Genomic DNA, 17,842 nt, shown 5'->3' with positions numbered 1-17,842 from the left:
GGTCCGGGCACCCGTCAGATGAGCGCCCGCACCGGCGGCGCGTACGCGTCGCTGGCCAGCCAGTGCAGGATGCGGGGCAGCTCCTCCATGGCGTCGAAATGCGCCGCGCCCGGCCGTACCTGGATCTCGGCGCCGGGAATCTGGGCGGCGAGCCACCGGGTGTGGCTGGCCGGCGCGAAGGTGTCGTCCGCACCGTGCCACAGACGGATCTTCGTCACCGTGGTGTCGATCATCCGCAGATCCAGCTTCCAGCTTCGACGCAACGCCAGTACGTCGTCGATCCACCCGTAGGGCCCGGCCTTCAGGGCGCTCTCGTAGTTGTCCGTGATGAGCTGACGTAACGCCGGGGTGTTGACGACCCGCCGATCCGCCGCGGTCATCTGGAGCATGAGGTCCTCCAGGAGGAACCTGGGGTCCTCGATGGTCCGCTCGGCCCGACGGCGGATCTCCTCCACCACCGACGCGGTGTCCGGGTCGATGCCCCCGAAGCCGCGGACGTTGTCCGCGTTCATGCCGGCGAACCAGTCCAGTTCACCAGCGTCCGAGGGGGCCAGTCCGACCAGTACCGCCACTCCGGCGACCCGGTGTCGCAGCCGCTCGGAGGCCGCACAGGCGAGGGCGTGCGGCCCGCCACCCGACCTGCCGGCGACCGAGAACCGCTCCAGCCCGAGCTTGTCGGCGATCATCTCGACGTCCCGGGCCGCGTCGGCGACGTGCCGACCCTCGAACCGGTCCGAGTCGCCGTACCCGGGACGGTCGTAACTGATCAGCTTGATCCCGAGACGGTGCAACACGATGCCGCGAGGTTTCGGGCCTCTTCGACTGCCCGGGGTACCATGCATCAGGAAGATGGGGAAGCCGTCAGGGTCGCCCGAGACCTCGAACGCCACCCGCCGGTTGTCAGCGCGGTAGGCGAACTGGGCCTCCGCCGGCTCGCCTTCTCGGGCCACGTTACCCCGCCTTCCGGTGCCACCCGTCATGTCCGTCGCTGCCGTCGGCCCACGCCCGACGCCTTGCCACAGGGGCCCTGATCGCCCTTGCCGAGCGGCTCGTCGCCGATCACCTCGTCGCGGAGTTTCGACCGCCCTGCCGCGCATCGACCGCCTGCCGCCGAGCGTTGGTCCGTCACCGACCTGCCCACTCCACTCAGCCTTCGAGCCTAACTGTCGCCTCGGTCACACCGCTACGGCGACTGCGACAAGACGCCGGATCTGTCGGAAAAGACACCGAACGGTCCGTCCGTCGGGACTCCGTCGGACCACCGGTGCGGCCGACGACCGGTGGCCGGTCACGCACGATGGTGATCGAGATCGCTTCCGAGGCCGGGCCCGACATTCGACAAGCCGCCCCCACCAGGGCGGATAGGCTCTACGGACGTGGGCCGGGCGGCTGTGCCGACGTGACCGGCGTTCGCGCCACAGACCGGTCCACGGATACGATCCACGGTGTCGGACAACGCTGTCCTCCGTACTCGATCAAGGAGCGCACGGTGACCGACCAGCATGATCACGACGGCCCCGACGCCGCCCTCCGGGCCGACATCCGCCGCCTCGGCCGGCTGCTCGGCCAGACCCTCGCGCGTCAGGAAGGGCCACCGCTGCTCGACCTGGTCGAGGAGATCCGCGCCCTGGTCCGGCACGACGCCGAGGCCGCTGCCCAGCGGCTCTCCGCGATGGACGTGACCACCGGCACCAAGCTGGCCCGGGCCTTCTCCACCTACTTCCACCTCGCCAACATCACCGAGCAGGTGCACCGGTCCCGGGACCTGCGCCGGCAGCGGGCCGCGCACGGCGGCTGGCTGGACCAGGCGGCCCGGCTGATCCGGGAGCGCGGGGTGCCGCCGGAGGAGGTCGCCGCCGCCGCCCGCCGACTCGCCGTCCGACCGGTCTTCACCGCCCACCCCACCGAGGCGGCCCGGCGGTCCATCCTGTCCAAGCTGCGCGCCGTCGCCGACCAGCTCGACGCGGAGGCATCGGCGGCCGTCCTGTACGGCGCCACCGACGAGGCCCCGGCCAGCCGACGCCTCGCCGAACTGCTCGACCTGCTCTGGCAGACCGACGAGCTGCGACTGGACCGGCCCGACCCGACCGACGAGGCCCGCAACGCCATCTACTACCTGCGCGACCTGTACGCCGAGGCCGCTCCGCAGGTCCTCGACGATCTCGCCGACACGCTCCGCGGCCTGGGAGTGGAGACCGCCCCGACCGCCCGGCCGCTGACCTTCGGCACCTGGATCGGCGGCGACCGGGACGGCAACCCCTTCGTCACCCCGCAGGTCACCCGGGACGTGCTGCTGATCCAGTACGAGCACGGCATCCAGGCGACCGAGGCGGCGATGGAGTCCGTGATCAACGAGGTGTCGGTCTCCCGGCGACTGCGCGGGGTCTCACTCGACCTCTCCGCCAGCCTCGCCAAGGACCTCGACGCGCTGCCCGAGGTGGCGGCCCGGTTCCGTCGGGTCAACGCCGAGGAGCCGTACCGGCTCAAGGCCCGGTGCGTCAAGGCGAAACTGGCCAACACCCGACGCCGGCTCAACCAGGGCACCCCGCACGTGCCGGGTCGGGACTACCGGGGCACCGCCGACCTGCTCAGCGACCTGGAGCTGATGCGCGCCTCGCTGGCCCGCAACTCGGGGCAGCTCACCGCCGTCGGCCGGCTCGCCTCGGTGATCCGTACCGTCGCCGCGTTCGGGCCGCATCTCGCCACGATGGACATCCGGGAGCACGCCGAGGCGCACCACGCGGTGCTGGCCCAGTTCTACGCCCAGGTCGGCGAGGTCGCCGACTACGCGTCACTGAGCCGCCCCGACCGCACCAAGCTGCTCGCCGAGGAGCTGGCCGGCCGTCGGCCACTGTCGACGATGGACACTCCGTTGACCGAGCCGACCCGCAAGACGTTCGACGTCTTCGGCACCGTGCGGGAGATCCAGGAACGGTTCGGCGTCGAGGTGATCGAGTCGTACATCATCTCGATGACGCTCGGCGTGGACGACGTACTCGCCGCCGTGGTGCTGGCCCGGGAGGCCGGTCTGGTCGACGTGCACACCGGCCGGGCCCGGATCGGCTTCGTCCCGCTGCTGGAGACCCCGGCCGAACTCGACGCCGGCGGCGACCTGCTCGACGAGATGCTCTCCCTGCCGGCGTACCGGGCGATCGTGGCGGCCCGGGGTGACGTGCAGGAGGTGATGCTCGGCTACTCCGACTCCAACAAGGAGGCCGGGATCACCACCTCCCAGTGGTCGATCCACCGCGCCCAGCGCGCGCTGCGGGACGTGGCCGCCCGGCACAACGTACGGCTGCGGCTCTTCCACGGCCGTGGCGGCACCGTCGGCCGGGGCGGCGGGCCGACCCACGAGGCGATCCTCGCCCAGCCGTACGGCACCCTGGACGGCGAGATCAAGGTGACCGAGCAGGGCGAGGTCATCTCCGACAAGTACACCCTGCCGTCGCTGGCCCGGGAGAACCTGGAGTTGACCCTGGCCGCCGTGCTGCAGAGCACGCTGCTGCACACCGAGCCGCGCCAGCCGGCCGAGGCGCTCCAGCGGTGGAACTCGACCATGGACGTGGTCTCCGACGCGGCGTACCGGTCGTACCGGTCGCTGGTCGAGAACCCGGACCTGCCGGCGTACTTCTGGGCCTCCACCCCCACCGAGCTGCTCGGCGCGTTGAACATCGGTTCCCGGCCGGCGAAGCGGCCGAACACCGGCGCCGGGCTGTCCGGGCTGCGGGCGATCCCGTGGGTCTTCGGCTGGACGCAGACCCGGCAGATCGTGCCGGGCTGGTTCGGTGTCGGCTCGGGTCTGGCCGCCGCCCGGGAGGCGGGACTCGGTGACGTTCTCTGCGAGATGCACCGGGCCTGGCACTTCTTCGGCACGTTCCTGTCGAACGTGGAGATGATGCTCTCCAAGACCGACCTGAACATCGCCCGGCGGTACGTCGAGACCCTGGTCCCGAAGAAGCTGCACCCGATCTTCCACACGATCGAGGCCGAGTACGAACTGACCAAGCGTGAGGTGCTGGCGATCACCAACTCGCCCGCGCTGCTGGAGAACTCGCCGGTGCTGCAGCGCACCCTCGCGGTCCGGGACACCTACCTGGAGCCGCTGCACCACCTGCAGGTGGCGCTGCTGCGGCAGTACCGCGACTCGGGTGCGGCCGGTCGGGCCATCGCCACCGCCCCGGGCGGACGACGCGCCCCCGGCGACGGTACGGCGTTGGAGCGGGCCCTGCTGACCACCGTCAACGGCATCGCCGCCGGGATGCGCAACACCGGCTGAGCACGGCGGGGACACGCGACACCGGCTGGGCCGACGCCGCGAGGCCGGGGTGTTCCGGACCGGACGCGACCGGCTGGGCCGACGCCGGCGTCACCGTCGACGGCTCAGCCGGCGATGACCGCCTCGTCGAGTGACGCCTGGATCCGGTCGACGGTCTCGGCCGCCGACAGGTCGGTGCTGTCCAGCCAGAGCCCGACCCGGGGCATCAACGTCCGCAGTTCGGCGTCCAGGTGCTGCCAGAGCGCGAAGACCTGCTTGTCCCGGCCGGCGTCCCTGCGGGCCACCACCTCCAGGTCGGGTACCAGCTGCACCAGGGCGAAGGGCCGGGTCCGGAGCAGCCGCAGGTAGGTGTCGAGCACCGAACCGGCGACCACCACGTCGTCGATCACCGGCAGGAAGCCGGCGTCGGCGAACGAGTCCGCGAGCAGGCAGATGTTGCGCCGCCGGAGCAGCAGTTGCGCCTCGGCCTCGTCGACCGGCGGGCCCTGCGGCGGCACCAGGCCGTTGACGATGAAATGGTGCCCGACCACGTCACCCTCGACGTGGGCGGAGCGGGCGAACCTCGCGGCCAGCAGGCGGGCCACCGTCGTCTTCCCGGCCCCCGGCACACCCGAGATCAGAATCGCCCGCACCGGTCCAGCCTATGTGCGGGTAACCTGCCAGGGAGCGGCCAGCCATGATCAGAGACGTCGGGCGACCGGGGAGGCGACGGATGCGGGTGACGGTCCGGAGGGCGGTCGCGGAGGACTCGCCGGCCCTCGCCCGGCTGCGCTGGCAGCACAGCGAGGAACGCGGACACCAGGATCTCGAACGCGTCGCGTTCCTGGACCACTTCACCTCGTGGACACTCGACCACCTCGGCACCCACCTGGCGTTCCTGGCCGAGGTGGACGGCCGGCTGGTCGGGATGGCCTGGCTGATGCTCGCCGACCGGGTGCCGAGCCCACGACGTCCGGACCGGCGTACCGGCGACGTCCAGTCGGTCTACGTGGTGCCCGAACTGCGCAACGCCGGGGTGGGGCAGGCACTGCTCGACGCCGTGCTCGCCGAGGCCCGGAACCGGGAACTGGAGCACGTCACGGTGCACTCCAGCGACCGGGCGGTGCCGTTCTACCTGCGCCGGGGCTTCCGGGACGCGCCCACCTGGCTGGACTGGGTCCCGGAAGCCCGTTGAGCACCCCGGTCAGCTCGTCTCACCGGCGGCGCTGAACGAACGGAGCCGGTCGATCGCCCACCCGGTGCAGCCGACCGTGAAGATCAGGCCCATCACCACTGCCACCGGCACGGACACCGTGCTCTCCAGCAGCGCCGTCGGCGCGATCCGGTCGGTCAGGCTCAGCACGTACTGCTGGACCGAGAGGACCCGGGTCCCGCTGATCACGTTGGTCAGCAGGCCCTCCCAGATCAGCACGTAGACCAGGCCGAGCAGCACCGGCCGGCGGGTGACCAGGCTGAGCAGCAGGAAGATCGCCGAGTAGACCAGCGCGCCGAACGCGCTCGCGGCGGCCAGCCCCAACCCGAAGCGTACGGAGCTGGCGAGCACCCCGACGACGTACAGCGGAATGGCCGTGGCCAGCGCGGTCACTCCGGCGGCGACCGCGAGCTTCGGCAGGATGATCTGCCAGCGGGGCAGCGGTTTGGTGAGGATGTGCAGCAGGGTCCCGTCGTCGATCTCCGAGCCGAGCACTCCGGTGCCGACGATCAACGCGGTCACCGGCAGCATCACCGCGACGCCGAGGCCGAAGACGATCGGCGGAACCCACTCGCCGGGAGCGACCCCGGCCCAGCGGACCAACACCGCCAGTCCGACCAACAGCAGTGGCAACGGAAAGAGCAGCAGGAACCGGCGCCGGCCGAAGAGCCCACGCGCGGTGATCCAGGAAACGGTCGACATGACTGGTCAGGCCTCCACCAGGTAGGAGAACACGCTCTCCAGGGACTCGTCCGAGGGGAGCAGCCGGCGTACCCGGATCCCCGAGGCCAGGGCGATCTTCGGCAGCATCCGGGTGAAGCTGCCGTAGTCGCCGGCCCGTACCGTCAGGCCCTCGCGGTCGATCTCGACCCCGTTCACCGACGGCTCCGCCATCAACGCGACCGCCAGCCGCCGGTCGTCGGTGGAGCGGACCGCGAAGACGTGCGGTCGGTTGGTCATCAGTCGCCGGATGGTACGGAAGTCGCCGGAGGCGGCGAGCCGGCCGGAGACGATCACCTGCACCGTGCCGGAGACCTGCTCGACCTCCTCCAGGATGTGCGAGCTGAACAGGATGGTCCGGCCGGCGTCGCCGAGCGAGTGCAGCAGTTCCATCATGTGCATCCGCTGCCGCGGGTCCATCCCGTTGAACGGCTCGTCGAGCAGCAGCACCTCCGGGTCGTGGACCAGCGCCGCGGCGACCCGCGCCCGCTGCCGCATCCCCTTGGAGTAGGTGCCGATCCGGCGGTCCTGCGCCCCGGTCAGTTCGACCAGTTCGATCGCCCGCCGGGCCGCCGCCTCCGGCTCGGGCAGCCGGTGCAGCCGGGCACTGGCCAGCGCGAACTCGTACGCGGAGAGGAAGTCGTACGCCGCCTCGCGTTCGGTCACCAGGCCGAGCTTCCGGTACACGTCGGGGTTGCGCCAGGTGGGCGCGCCGCCCAGGGTGACGGTGCCCCGGGACGGGGCGAGGAACCCGGCCATCATGTGCAGCAGGGTGGTCTTGCCGGCGCCGTTCGGCCCGAGCAGCCCGGTCACCCCGGCACCGAGACCCATCGTGACGTCGTTGACCGCGACCACGTTGCCGTACCACCGGGAGACCCCGGTGAGTTCCACCATTGTCACTTTGCGGCGACCTTCCGGTAGCGGGCGAGCAGCAGCAGGATCCCGAGGGCGACGAAGGCGAGCGCGGCGATGGCGTACAGCGGGCCGTAGCCGCCGACTCCGAACTCGCCACCGGACTCGAACGCCCAGTCGCCGATCCCGCCGACCAGGGTGACCGGGCTGGCCAGGCCGGCGAGCTGCGTGGCCCGCTCGTACGGCAGCACCATCAGGACCCCGTACACCGGGGTGGTGAGCAGAAAGGCACCGACGATCGCCCCGGCCGCGACCGCCCGCCGCCGCAGCAGCGCGGCGACCAGCAGGGACAGCACCGAGAAGACCACCGCGTGCACCGCGACGTAGCCGAGTGCGGCCAGGTAGTCGCCGAACTCGCCCCAGACCGCGCCGATCCGCTCGGCGCCGAACGCGGCTCCGGCGAACATCACCGTCAGCGGGCCGGCCAGCAGCAGGAACGTCGCCGTGACCAGGGCCGCCAGCCGGGCCATCGCGTAGTCGCCCCGGCGCAGCGGCCGGGCGAAGTAGAGCGGCAGCACCCCGCTGTGCAGGTCACGGGAGGCGAGTTCCGGTGCGACGATGGCACAGAAGAAGATGATCAGAATGCTGAGCGTCTCCGGGAACTCGGCGTAGCTCAGCGCCGGCTGGCCGGTCTGGGCGCGGACGGCGGTCAGCACCGCGGCGACCGCCCCGACCACGCCGACGATCATCCACGGGAAGATCTTCGCCTTGGCGCTGCGGCCGAGTCCGAAGGCGGCTCGCAGCCCGTGCAGGTAGAGCGTGCTGACCAGGTGCCGCCGGCCGAGGCGTGCCCCGGTGTAGCGCTGGTAGCCGATGTCGTGGATCACTCCGGTCGGCTGGTTCACAGCGCACCTCCCCCGCTGGTGCCGGCGCCGGCCAGCTCGTCCGGTGTCGTGCCGGGCGGTGTGGTCGGCGGTGTCGCCGACGGCCCGGTGGCGAAGAGTTCGGCGACCCGGTGCCGGCGCTGGTCGAGCCGGTGCAACGGCAGGTCCAGCTCGGCCACCGCGGTCAGGATCTGGTCGTACGTCGTCTCGTCCGCCAACGGCACGAGCAGCAGCCGGCCCTCCCGGCGTACCGGCAGGCCGGCCTCGGTCAGCCGGGCGGCGAGTTCGTCGGTGCCCTCGCTGACCTCGACCGAGAGCACCTCGGTCGCGGTGGTCATGTCGGAGAGCTGGGCGGAGCGCAGCAGCCGGCCGCCGTCGATCGCGACCAGCGCGTCGCAGATCCGCTCGACCTCGCCGAGCAGGTGTGAACAGACCAGTACGGAGATGCCGAACTCGCTGCCGATCCGGTCGATCAGTCCGAGCATGGCGTCCCGGCCGGCCGGGTCGAGCCCGTTCGTCGGCTCGTCGAGCAGCAGCAGGTCCGGGTCGTGCACCAGGGCCTGGGCGAGCTTGACCCGCTGCTTCATACCGGTCGAGTAGCCGCCGACCTGGCGGTAGCGCTCCTCGTAGAGACCGACGTGACGCAGGGTCTCGGAGGCGCGCTCCCGGGCGGCCGTCTTCGGCAGCCCGCTCATCCGTGCCATGTGGGTGACGAACTCGGCGGCCGACAGGTCGGGCGGCAGGCAGTCGTGCTCGGGCATGTAGCCGACCCGGGACCGGACCTGGTGCCCGTCGACGGTCGGGTCGAGGCCGAGGACCTGGACTTGGCCGGCGGTCGGATCCAGCAGCCCGAGCATGATCTTGATGAACGTCGACTTGCCCGCTCCGTTGGCCCCGACCAACCCGACAATGCCCGGCTCGATGCCGACGGTCAGGTCGGCCAGGGCGGTCACCCCGTTGCCGTACGTCTTGGTCAGCGACTGGGTCGCGATCAGTGTCACGCCGTCAGCGTAGGTGCCGGGAGGTCGTCGCGGGGTCCGGGCCGACCCTGGGAATCCCCCGAGCCGCCGACCCCTAGGACGGTGTCAGGGGCGGCTCCGCCCCTGACGCGGCTTCCCCCGACACCCACCGGGTCCCGCGGGTAGCGTCTCCATCTGGTGCGGACGCTTTCGGTGTCATTCGGCGCGGCCGAACTCCACACCGTTGGGTAACCTCTCATAGTTGCCGATCAACGACGCCCCGGCTGCCGGGGGACGTCCAATCGGGAGTGGCCGGTCTCGACCGATCGACGACCGGCTGAGAAACTGTGTGCCGGCCAGTAGTTGGGGGTGCGATGAGCAACGGGTGGGTGCTGCCCGATGAGTTGCTGCGTGACGCTCCGGCGTACACGCCCCGCCCGTATGAGCTGGCCGATCTGGAGCTACTGCTCTCCGGAGCGTACGCCCCGCTCGCCGGCTTCATGGGCCGCGCCGACCTGGCCTCGGTGGCCCGGCGCGGACGACTCGCCGACGCCACCCCCTGGTCGGTTCCGGTGACGCTGCAGGTCCCGGCGGAGGTGACCCGCGGGATCGACCTGAACAACCCGATGGAACGCGGCCTGATCCTCACCGATCCCGAGGGGGCGCCGACCGCGCTGCTCGAGGTGACCGACATCTGGCCGACCCGGCAACCGTGGTACGGCGTCGGCGGCCCGGTACGCCGGATCGGCGACGGCGGGCACGGCCCGTTCCAGCGGCTGCGCCGGGGCCCGGCCGAGGTCCGGGAGCTGCTGCCCCCGGGCCGGGTGCTCGGCATCATCGCCGACCGGCCGCTGCACCGCCCCCAGCTGGCGCAGATCGCCCACGCGGTCCGTACCCTCGCCGCGCACCTGCTGATCCTCATCCCGGTGGCGGAGAACAGCCTGGACGGGTTCCCCCCGGAGGTGCTGGTCCGCAGCGTCTTCGGCGCCCGGGACCGGATGCCGCCGGCCACCATCGTCGCGGTGCCGATGGCCCGACGTGGCAACGAGATCTGGGACGCCCTGCTGCGGGCCCGGGTGGCCCGCGCCTACGGGGTGACCCACGTGCTCTCCACCACCGAGATGCTCACCGGCGGCGGGCTGCGGATGCTGGTCCCGCGCGAGCTGGCGTACGACAACCGGGACGGCCAGTGGCGCTGGCAGGACGACATCCCGCCCCGGAACCGGCGGCTGGCGTTGGCCCAGGAGGAGATCGACGACCTGCTCGACCGGGGTTTCCCGCTGCCGGAGTGGCACACCCCGCCGACGGTGGCGAAGGAGTTGAGCCGGGCCCGGCCACCGCGCCGGCACCGGGGCCTGGTGCTCTTCTTCACCGGTCTGTCCGGCTCCGGCAAGTCGACCATCGCCCGGGGGTTGGCGGACGCGTTGCGGGAGAGCGGGGACCGGACGGTCACCCTGCTCGACGGCGACGTGGTCCGCCGGGAGCTCTCCGCCGGTCTCGGCTTCAGCCACGCCGACCGGGACCTGAACATCCGGCGGATCGGCTGGGTCGCCGCCGAGGTGGCCCGGCATCGGGGGCTGGCGATCTGCTGCCCGATCGCGCCGTACGCCCGGGCCCGGGCGACCGCCCGGGAGATGGCCCGGGCCGCCGGGGCGGGTTTCCTGCTGATCCATGTCGCCACCCCGCTGGCGGTCTGCGAGCGGCGGGACCGCAAGGGCCTGTACGCGCGGGCTCGGGCGGGCCAGCTCACCGGGATGACCGGCATCGACGACCCGTACCAGGAGCCGACCGACGCCGATCTGGTGCTGGACACCAGCGACGTGACGGTCGAGGAGTGTGTCCGGGGCGTGCTGGCGCACCTGACCGAGACCGGTTGGGTGGAGCCCCGGCTGCGCCCGGCCTGACCACGTGCACACCTGTTGACAGGGGCCCCTTCCTCTACCGGAAGCGTTAGGAAGGGGCCCTTCCTTACACCCTCGACTGAGCGATAGTGTGCAGATCTGTTTGATTTCGTTGAGGAGGGTGTCAGGGTGGGACGTCTGGTGCCGAGGGTGTCCGGCCTCAGCTACGGCGGCGACTACAACCCGGAGCAGTGGCCCGAGGAGGTCTGGCCGCAGGACGTCGCACTGATGCGCGAGGCCGGCGTCAACCTGGTCACCGTCGCGGTCTTCGGCTGGGCCTGGTTGGAACCGGCACCGGGCCGGTACACCTTCGACCGGCTGGACCGGATCATGGACGGGCTGCACGAGGGCGGGATCCGGGTCTGCCTCGCCACCGCCACCGCCTCCCCGCCGCCCTGGTTCTCGTACGCCCACCCGGAGACGCTGCCGGTCGACGCGGACGGGCGCCGGTTGACGTACGGCAGCCGGCAGGCGATCTGCCCGAGTTCGCCGACGTACCGGCGGGCCGCCCTGGCCCTGACCGAGCAGCTCGCCCGGCGGTACGCCGACCATCCGGCGCTGGCCGTCTGGCACGTGCACAACGAGTACGCCTGCCACAATCCGCACTGCTGGTGCGACACCTCCGCCGACGCCTTCCGGAGCTGGCTCCGGGACCGCTACGCCGACCTGGACGGGCTCAACACGGCCTGGGGCACGGCGTTCTGGTCGCAGACGTACACCGACTGGGCCCAGGTGCAGCCGCCCCGGGCCACCCCGACCTCGTCCAACCCGGGGCAGGTGCTGGACTTCAAGCGGTTCAGCTCGGACGAGCACCTGGCCAACTTCGTCGCCGAGCGGGATCTCCTGCACCGGCTCTCCCCCGGCGTACCGGTGACCACCAACCTGATGACCGGCAGCTGCGTCGACCTGGACTACTGGGCCTGGGGGCGGGAGATGACCGGCCCGGACCGGCTGCTCTCCAACGACCACTACCTGCTCGGCGAACATCCGCTCGAACCGGCGGCCCAGATCGCCTTCGCCGCCGACCTGAGCCGGTCGCTGGCCGGCGGGCCGTGGCTGCTGATGGAGCACTCCACCAGTGCGGTCAACTGGCAGCCGCGCAACCTGGCCAAACCCCCCGGCCAGCTGGTCCGGGACGCGCTGGCGCACGTCGCCCGGGGCTCCGAGGGTGCGCTCTACTTCCAGTGGCGGGCCAGCCGGGCCGGCTCGGAGAAGTGGCACTCGGCGATGCTGCCGCACGCCGGCACCGACTCGAAGATCTGGCGCGAGGTGGTGACCCTCGGCGGGCACCTGCGGGCGCTGGCCGGTATCGAGGACGCCCGGACCGAGGCCGAGGTCGCGGTGCTGCTCGACTACGGCAGCGTCTGGGCTCAGGAGGCACCGAACCAGCCGAGCGTGGACATGGTCGGCTTCGACGAGATCCGTCGCTGGCACAGCGCGCTGTGGCGGGCCGGGATCACCGCCGACCTCGCCCCGCCCGACGCCGACCTGGGCCGCTACCGGCTGGTGGTCGCCCCGGCGCTGTACGCGGTGCACGACACCGCGGTGGCCAACCTGACCCGGTACGTCGCGAGCGGCGGCACCCTGGTCGTCGGCCCGTACAGCGGGCTGGTGGACGAGTTCGACCAGGTCCGGCCGGCCCCGCTGCCGGGCGCCTTCGCCGACCTGCTCGGCATCCGGGTCGAGGAGTTCTTCCCGCTCCCGGCCGGCGGTACGGTCCGCCTCGACACGGACCTGCTCGACGACGGCCCCACCGCCGGCGTCTGGACCGAGCTGCTGGCCGCGCCGGACGCCGAGGTGCTGGCCCGGTACGCCGACGGCCCGGTCCCCGGCGCGCCGGCGGTGACCCGGCGCGACACCGCCGGCGGACCGGCCTGGTACCTGAGCACCCGCCCCGACGACCGCACCCTGGGCCGACTGCTCGCCGGGATCGCCGGCGAGGCCGGTGTCCGGCCGCCGGTGCCCGGGTCACCGGACCTGGAGGCGGTACGCCGTCGACACGCCGACGGACGGTCGTACCTCTTCCTGTTCAACCACGGCGACCGGCCGGCGGAGGTCGACGCGGGCGGGGTCGACCTGCTCACCGGCCTCCGGCACGCCGGACCGACCCCGGTCGGGGCCGGTGGTGTCGTGGTGCTCGCCGAAGGACCGGCGTGACGGCCGGACGGCACACGGACGACCACCGGCGGCCCGCGCCGACGACCACCGGGGAGGCGGCTTGATGCTGGCCCAGCAGCGCCAGGAGGCGATCCTGCAGCGGGTCCGGGCCACCGGCGGGGTCCGGGTGAGCGAACTCGCCACCGAGTTCGGGGTCTCCGACATGACGATCCGCCGCGACCTGGACGTGCTGGCCGAGCGGGGTCTGCTGGCCAAGGTGCACGGCGGGGCGACCAGCGCCCCGCCCGGCGCGACCGACGAACCGGGCTTCGCGGCCAAGTCGGCCCGGCAGCGGGCGGAGAAGACCGCCATCGCCGGCCGGGCCGCCCGGCTGGTCACCCCCGGGATGGCGGTCGCGCTCTCCGCCGGTACGACCACCGCCGAACTCGCCCACCGGCTCGCCGGGATCGCCGGGCTGACCGTGGTGACGAACTCGATCCCGGTCGCCGAGATCCTGCACCGGTCCGGCCGGCCGGACCAGACGGTGGTCCTCACCGGCGGCGTACGGACCCCGTCGGACGCGCTGGTCGGTCCGGTGGCGGTCGCCGCGATCCGGTCGCTGCACCTGGACCTGGTCTTCCTCGGGGTGCACGGGATGACCGAACGGGCCGGATTCAGCACGCCGAACCTGCTGGAGGCGGAGACCGACCGGGCCCTGGTCGACGCGGCGGAGCGGCTGGTCGTGCTCGCCGACCACACCAAGTGGGGCACCGTCGGGATCTCCTCGATCGCCCCGCTGGCCGGGGCGCACACCGTGGTCTCCGACGACCGGCTGGCCGAGGAGGCCCGGCAGACACTGCGCGACCACGTGACCGAACTTGTGCTGGCTGAGGTAGGGGAATGAAACGGAACTCGGTGAAGCTCGCCGACGGGCGCGAGCTGATCTACTTCGACGAGCGGGACGACGCGGTCCGGGAGGGGCCGGACCGGCGGGACCTGCCGCTGCCGCCGCCCGCCTCCCAACTGCGCTACGACCCGCTGGTCGACGAGTGGGTGGCGGTCGCGGCGCACCGGCAGGGCCGGATCTTCCTGCCGCCGAGCGACCAGTGTCCACTCTGTCCGTCGACTCCCGAGCGCTCCAGCGAGATCCCCGCTCACGACTACGACGTGGTGGTCTTCGAGAACCGGTTCCCGTCGTTCAGCGACCGACCCGGCGACCCGCCCGGACAGCTGACCCCGTACACCGCGATCCGACCGGGGACCGGGCGGTGCGAGGTGGTCTGCTTCACCGCCGACCACCACGCCTCGTTCGGCACCCTGCCGCCGTCCCGGGTCCGGACCGTGCTGGACGCGCTCGCCGACCGTACCGCCGCGTTGTCCGGGTTGCCCGGCGTGGAGCAGGTGTTCTGCTTCGAGAACCGGGGGGTGGAGATCGGGGTCACCCTGCACCACCCGCACGGCCAGATCTACGCGTACCCGTTCCTGCCGCCCCGGGCCCGGTTGATGCTGGCCGCCGCGCGCCGGCACGCGGAGCGCACCGGCGGCCGCAACCTCTACGCCGACGTACTGGCCGCCGAGCGGGCCGCCGGGGACCGGGTGGTCGCCGGGAACGAGCACTGGACGGCGTACGTGCCGGCGGCCGCCCGCTGGCCGTTCGAGGTGCACGTGGCGCCGCACCGGGCGGTGCCGGACATCCCGGCGCTGGACGACGCCGAACGGGACGCCTTCGGCCCGCTCTACCTGGACGTGTTGCGCCGTCTCGACCGGCTCTTCGACCGGCCGATGCCGTACGTCTCGGCCTGGCACCAGGCGCCGGTGCACGCCGAGCCGGAGCTGAGCCACCTGCACCTGCAGCTGTTCAGCATCCGCCGGGCGGCGGACAAGCTGAAGTACCTGGCCGGTTCGGAGTCCGCGATGGGGGTGTTCATCAACGACGTGCCGCCGGAGCGGGCGGCGGCGATGCTCCGGGACGCCGGCTGAGCCCGGGCGGACCGGTCCTGTCGTAGGCCGGCCGTAGATTGCGGCGCATGAGCCGACCCACCGCCTCCGCCGGACCGGACCGACTGCCCGACGCGATGGCGCTCCGGGTGGCCCGAGGTGAGCTGCCCGGCCTGGTGCTGCTGGTCGCCCGGGGCGACGAGGTGCGGGTCGACCCGATCGGGACGCTGACCGTGGACGGCACGGCGCCGATGCGGCCCGACACCCTCTTCCGGGTCACCTCGATGACCAAACCGGTGGTCGCCGTGGCCGCGATGACGCTGGTCGAGGAGGGCCGGCTCGACCTGGCCGAGCCGATCGACCGGCTGCTGCCGGAGTTGGCCGGCCGCCGGGTGCTGCGCCGGCTCGACGGTCCGCTCGATGACACCGTCGAGGCGGACCGCCCGACGACGGTCGAGGACGTGCTGACGTTCCGGATCGGACACGGGATGATCTTCGAGCCCGAGTTCCAGCCGCCGTACCCGGTGGTCACCGCCGCCGACGAGCGGGGTCTGGCGATCGGGCCGCCCGACCCGGCGGTCACCCTGCCACCGGACGAGTGGCTCCGCAGGTTCGGGACGCTACCGCTCATGCACCAGCCCGGCGACCGGTGGCAGTACGACACCGCCGCGCAGGTGCTCGGCGTCCTGGTCTCCCGTGCCGCCGGGCAGCCGCTGCCGGACCTCCTCCGGCAGCGGCTCTTCGCCCCGCTCGGCATGGTCGACACCGACTTCTCCGTGCCGCTGGCCCAGTACGACCGGCTGGCGGGGCACTACGCGGCCGACCCGGAGACCGGTGAACTGGTGGCGCGGACGATCTCCGGCCCACAGCGCTGGACGGTCCCGCCGACGTTCCCGGCCGGCGCGTCCGGGCTGGTCTCCACCGCCGTGGACTACCTGGCCTTCGCCCGGCTGCTCCGCGACCGGGGTGTCCACCGGGGCGTACGGCTGCTCTCCGAGGAGTCGGTCGCCCGGATGACCGCCAATCACCTGACCCCGGAGCAGATCGCCATGGCTGGTCCGGTGCTCGACGGCCACGGCTGGGGCTACGGCCTGGCGGTCGAGGTCACGTCGGAGGGGACGACGCCGGCCCCGTACGGCTGGACCGGCGGCTACGGCACCGGGTGGTTCACCGATCCGGGCCGGGATCTGATCGCGATCGCCCTGACCCAGACCGACAACTTCCTCTTCAACGGCGGCTGGGACGAGGTCCGGAAGCTGGTGTGACCTCCACAGGCCAACTCGAACCGGGCCGGTCGGGTCGCCGCCGGCGACGGCCTCACCGGTCAGTCGTGCACCGAGACGCGGGTACGGTGCCGGGTCGGTGACCCGATCTCGTCGAGCACGGCGACCGCGAGGTCGGCGTAGGAGAGGGTGGCCGGTCCGGCGGCCGTCTCGCCACCGAACCGGTACCGACCGGTCCGGGGACCGGTCGGGTCGAGCAGCGCGGGTGGGGTGAGTACCAGCCAGTCGACCCCGGTACGGGCCGCCCGCAGCCGGTCCAGCCCGGCGGTGTGCGCGAGGGCGTACGGCCGCAGCTCGGGCGGGAACACGTCCGGGTTGTCGTACACCGGGCGTCCCCGCCCGTCGAGCAGGTTGGCGAAGAGGCCGACGAACACCAGCCGGGGTACGCCGGCCCGGGTCATGCCGGTGAGCAGGGCGTCCACGACGTCCACGAAGTACGCCTGGTCGAACCGGTCGAGGTTGGCGAACTCCTCAGGTCCGGAGGCGGGTGTGACGGCACAGACGACCGCGTCGTGGCCGTCCGCGTTGTCGTACACCGTCTCCGCGTCGCGGACGTCGCCCGACCGGAGGACGACACCGGGGCTGACCAGGTCGGCGTGCCGGTCGGTGTCCCGGACGACGGCGGTGACCCGGTACCCGCGTTCCCGGGCCTCGGCGGTGACCGCCCGTCCCGCCCTGCCACCGGCTCCGAAAACGACGATCCTGCTCATGGTGACGCTCCCCTCCGGCCGGTTGTCGGCTCGTCGGGGACGGTATCCGCGAGATACTGGTTACTTCAAAGGTACCGGGATAGCCTCCGACCGTGACTCCGCCTCCGAGCGTGACTCCGGCGCTGGATCCCGAGATGTTCGACCCGATGTGCCCGTCGAGCGCCCTGCCGTTCCAGATCGGCGACAAGTGGACCGGGATGGTGGTGCTCTGCCTGGAGCACGGCCGGCGGCGGTTCACCGAGATCCGGGGACCGCTGCGGGGCATCACGCCGAAGGTCCTGACCCAGACGCTGCGGGCGATGGAACGGGACGGTTTGGTGGTGCGGACCGCCTACCCCGAGCACCCACCCCGGGTGGAGTACGAGTTGACGCCGCTGGGCCGGAGCCTGCTGACCCTGATCGACGCGGCCCGTACCTGGAGTCGGAGCCATCTGGCCGAGTTGCTGCGAGCCCGGCAGGCGTACGACGCAAACTGACAAAATGGTCGGTCATGGAGCAACGCGTACATTTCATGACCGCCGCCACCCGCGACCTCGACCGGGCCCGGCACTTCTACGTCGACGGCCTGGGCTGGACGCCGACGCTCGACGTACCGGACGAGATCCTCTTCTTCCAGGTGGCGCCCGGGGTGATGCTCGGACTCTTCGAGGCGGACGCGTTCGCCGCCGACCTGGCCAACGACCTCGGCTCGGGTTCGGCGGTGGCGACCGCACCGGGCGGGTTCACCCTGTCGCACAACGTGGCGAGCGTCGAGGAAGTCGACCGGGTGCTGGGCCGGGCGGCCGAGGCGGGCGCGACGATCGTCAAGTCCGGGCGCCGTGCCGCCTTCGGCGGTTACCACGGCTACTTCGCAGACCCGAACGACCTGCTCTGGGAGGTCGCCTTCAATCCGGGTTGGCAGGTCGCCGAGGACGGCCGGGTGACGCTCAGCCCGGTCGAGCCGGAATGAGCCGGTGGCCGGCAGCCCCCGGTGCGTAGGTGGACCCGGTACCACCCCGACGCACGGGCGGGCCGGAAATGAGGGCGCGGG

Annotated in this window: 15 protein-coding genes and 1 pseudogene; 9 read left to right on the top strand and 7 right to left on the bottom strand. The window is 72.3% G+C overall.

The genetic code is table 11. The features are described 5' to 3' along the window. Nucleotides 1-14: 14 nt before the first annotated feature. Complete coding sequence (locus V1633_RS33160; RefSeq protein ID WP_331218270.1) at nucleotides 15-950, bottom strand: alpha/beta fold hydrolase; 936 nt, start codon at nucleotides 948-950, stop codon at nucleotides 15-17. Nucleotides 951-1,489: 539 nt separating this feature from the next. Here V1633_RS33160 and ppc point away from each other — a divergent pair. After that, complete coding sequence (ppc, locus tag V1633_RS33155) at nucleotides 1,490-4,276, top strand: phosphoenolpyruvate carboxylase (protein WP_331218269.1); 2,787 nt, start codon at nucleotides 1,490-1,492, stop codon at nucleotides 4,274-4,276. A 104-nt stretch (nucleotides 4,277-4,380) separates the two neighbouring features. On the opposite strand, the gene V1633_RS33150 is transcribed toward ppc, so the two are convergent. After that, nucleotides 4,381-4,908 carry an AAA family ATPase gene (locus V1633_RS33150; protein WP_331218268.1) on the bottom strand — a complete coding sequence of 176 codons (528 nt, stop codon included), beginning with the start codon at nucleotides 4,906-4,908 and terminating at the stop codon, nucleotides 4,381-4,383. Between the two features lie 80 nt (nucleotides 4,909-4,988). On the opposite strand from V1633_RS33150, the gene V1633_RS33145 reads away from it, so the two are divergent. Beyond that, on the top strand, nucleotides 4,989-5,450 hold the full coding sequence (locus V1633_RS33145; protein ID WP_331218267.1) for a GNAT family N-acetyltransferase: 462 nt from the start codon (nucleotides 4,989-4,991) through the stop codon (nucleotides 5,448-5,450). Between the two features lie 9 nt (nucleotides 5,451-5,459). Here V1633_RS33145 and V1633_RS33140 read toward each other — a convergent pair whose 3' ends face one another. The 4 genes and pseudogenes from V1633_RS33140 to V1633_RS33125 form a co-directional block, all read right to left on the bottom strand. Beyond that, on the bottom strand, nucleotides 5,460-6,170 hold the full coding sequence (locus V1633_RS33140) for an ABC transporter permease (protein ID WP_331218266.1): 711 nt from the start codon (nucleotides 6,168-6,170) through the stop codon (nucleotides 5,460-5,462). Between the two features lie 6 nt (nucleotides 6,171-6,176). Further along, nucleotides 6,177-7,082, bottom strand: a complete 906-nt coding sequence (locus V1633_RS33135) for an ABC transporter ATP-binding protein (protein ID WP_331218300.1) — start codon at nucleotides 7,080-7,082, stop codon at nucleotides 6,177-6,179. A 2-nt stretch (nucleotides 7,083-7,084) separates the two neighbouring features. Further along, on the bottom strand, nucleotides 7,085-7,945 hold the full coding sequence (locus V1633_RS33130) for an ABC transporter permease (RefSeq protein ID WP_331218265.1): 861 nt from the start codon (nucleotides 7,943-7,945) through the stop codon (nucleotides 7,085-7,087). Nucleotides 7,946-8,031: 86 nt separating this feature from the next. Beyond that, nucleotides 8,032-8,925: pseudogene (locus tag V1633_RS33125) on the bottom strand (ABC transporter ATP-binding protein); the annotation flags it as partial. A 332-nt stretch (nucleotides 8,926-9,257) separates the two neighbouring features. On the opposite strand from V1633_RS33125, the gene cysC reads away from it, so the two are divergent. From cysC to V1633_RS33100, 5 genes are all read left to right on the top strand, one after another. Further along, the gene (gene cysC / locus V1633_RS33120; protein ID WP_331218264.1) at nucleotides 9,258-10,787 is read left to right on the top strand and encodes an adenylyl-sulfate kinase; all 1,530 of its coding nucleotides are present in this window, start codon (nucleotides 9,258-9,260) and stop codon (nucleotides 10,785-10,787) included. A 126-nt stretch (nucleotides 10,788-10,913) separates the two neighbouring features. Beyond that, nucleotides 10,914-12,941, top strand: coding sequence for a beta-galactosidase (locus tag V1633_RS33115; protein ID WP_331218263.1), 2,028 nt, complete (start codon nucleotides 10,914-10,916; stop codon nucleotides 12,939-12,941). Between the two features lie 64 nt (nucleotides 12,942-13,005). Further along, nucleotides 13,006-13,785 (top strand): DeoR/GlpR family DNA-binding transcription regulator, encoded by a 780-nt coding sequence (locus V1633_RS33110; protein ID WP_331218262.1) that lies wholly within the window; start codon nucleotides 13,006-13,008, stop codon nucleotides 13,783-13,785. Continuing rightward, entirely contained in the window at nucleotides 13,782-14,861 is a 1,080-nt protein-coding gene (gene galT, locus V1633_RS33105; RefSeq protein WP_331218261.1) for a galactose-1-phosphate uridylyltransferase, read from the top strand. Before V1633_RS33110 ends, galT begins: the two co-directional genes overlap by 4 nt. Nucleotides 14,862-14,908: 47 nt before the next feature. After that, nucleotides 14,909-16,084, top strand: a complete 1,176-nt coding sequence (locus V1633_RS33100; RefSeq protein WP_331218260.1) for a serine hydrolase domain-containing protein — start codon at nucleotides 14,909-14,911, stop codon at nucleotides 16,082-16,084. Between the two features lie 59 nt (nucleotides 16,085-16,143). On the opposite strand, the gene V1633_RS33095 is transcribed toward V1633_RS33100, so the two are convergent. After that, a complete protein-coding gene (locus tag V1633_RS33095; RefSeq protein ID WP_331218259.1) occupies nucleotides 16,144-16,812 on the bottom strand; it encodes an NAD(P)-dependent oxidoreductase in 669 nt (222 codons plus the stop codon). A gap of 92 nt (nucleotides 16,813-16,904) precedes the next feature. Between V1633_RS33095 and V1633_RS33090 the strand changes: the two genes are divergently transcribed. Together V1633_RS33090 and V1633_RS33085 are read left to right on the top strand one after the other, a co-directional pair. Then, entirely contained in the window at nucleotides 16,905-17,288 is a 384-nt protein-coding gene (locus V1633_RS33090) for a winged helix-turn-helix transcriptional regulator (protein WP_331218258.1), read from the top strand. 14 nt (nucleotides 17,289-17,302) lie between these two features. After that, the gene (locus V1633_RS33085) at nucleotides 17,303-17,761 is read left to right on the top strand and encodes a VOC family protein (protein ID WP_331218257.1); all 459 of its coding nucleotides are present in this window, start codon (nucleotides 17,303-17,305) and stop codon (nucleotides 17,759-17,761) included. Nucleotides 17,762-17,842 lie beyond the last annotated feature (81 nt).

The organism is Plantactinospora sonchi, from assembly GCF_036422035.1.
Taxonomy (GTDB): Bacteria; Actinomycetota; Actinomycetes; order Mycobacteriales; family Micromonosporaceae; genus Plantactinospora; species Plantactinospora sonchi.
This window is presented reverse-complemented; position numbering and strand designations above follow the sequence as displayed.

What these genes read in the sequence shown, in the direction of transcription:
- V1633_RS33145 (WP_331218267.1), top strand. Translation starts at nt 4,989, where the DNA reads ATGCGGGTGACGGTCCGGAGGGCGGTCGCGGAGGACTCGCCGGCCCTC.
- V1633_RS33140 (WP_331218266.1), bottom strand. Translation starts at nt 6,170, where the DNA reads ATGTCGACCGTTTCCTGGATCACCGCGCGTGGGCTCTTCGGCCGGCGC.
- V1633_RS33135 (WP_331218300.1), bottom strand. Translation starts at nt 7,082, where the DNA reads ATGGTGGAACTCACCGGGGTCTCCCGGTGGTACGGCAACGTGGTCGCG.
- cysC (WP_331218264.1), top strand. Translation starts at nt 9,258, where the DNA reads ATGAGCAACGGGTGGGTGCTGCCCGATGAGTTGCTGCGTGACGCTCCG.
- V1633_RS33110 (WP_331218262.1), top strand. Translation starts at nt 13,006, where the DNA reads ATGCTGGCCCAGCAGCGCCAGGAGGCGATCCTGCAGCGGGTCCGGGCC.
- galT (WP_331218261.1), top strand. Translation starts at nt 13,782, where the DNA reads ATGAAACGGAACTCGGTGAAGCTCGCCGACGGGCGCGAGCTGATCTAC.
- V1633_RS33100 (WP_331218260.1), top strand. Translation starts at nt 14,909, where the DNA reads ATGAGCCGACCCACCGCCTCCGCCGGACCGGACCGACTGCCCGACGCG.
- V1633_RS33095 (WP_331218259.1), bottom strand. Translation starts at nt 16,812, where the DNA reads ATGAGCAGGATCGTCGTTTTCGGAGCCGGTGGCAGGGCGGGACGGGCG.
- V1633_RS33085 (WP_331218257.1), top strand. Translation starts at nt 17,303, where the DNA reads ATGGAGCAACGCGTACATTTCATGACCGCCGCCACCCGCGACCTCGAC.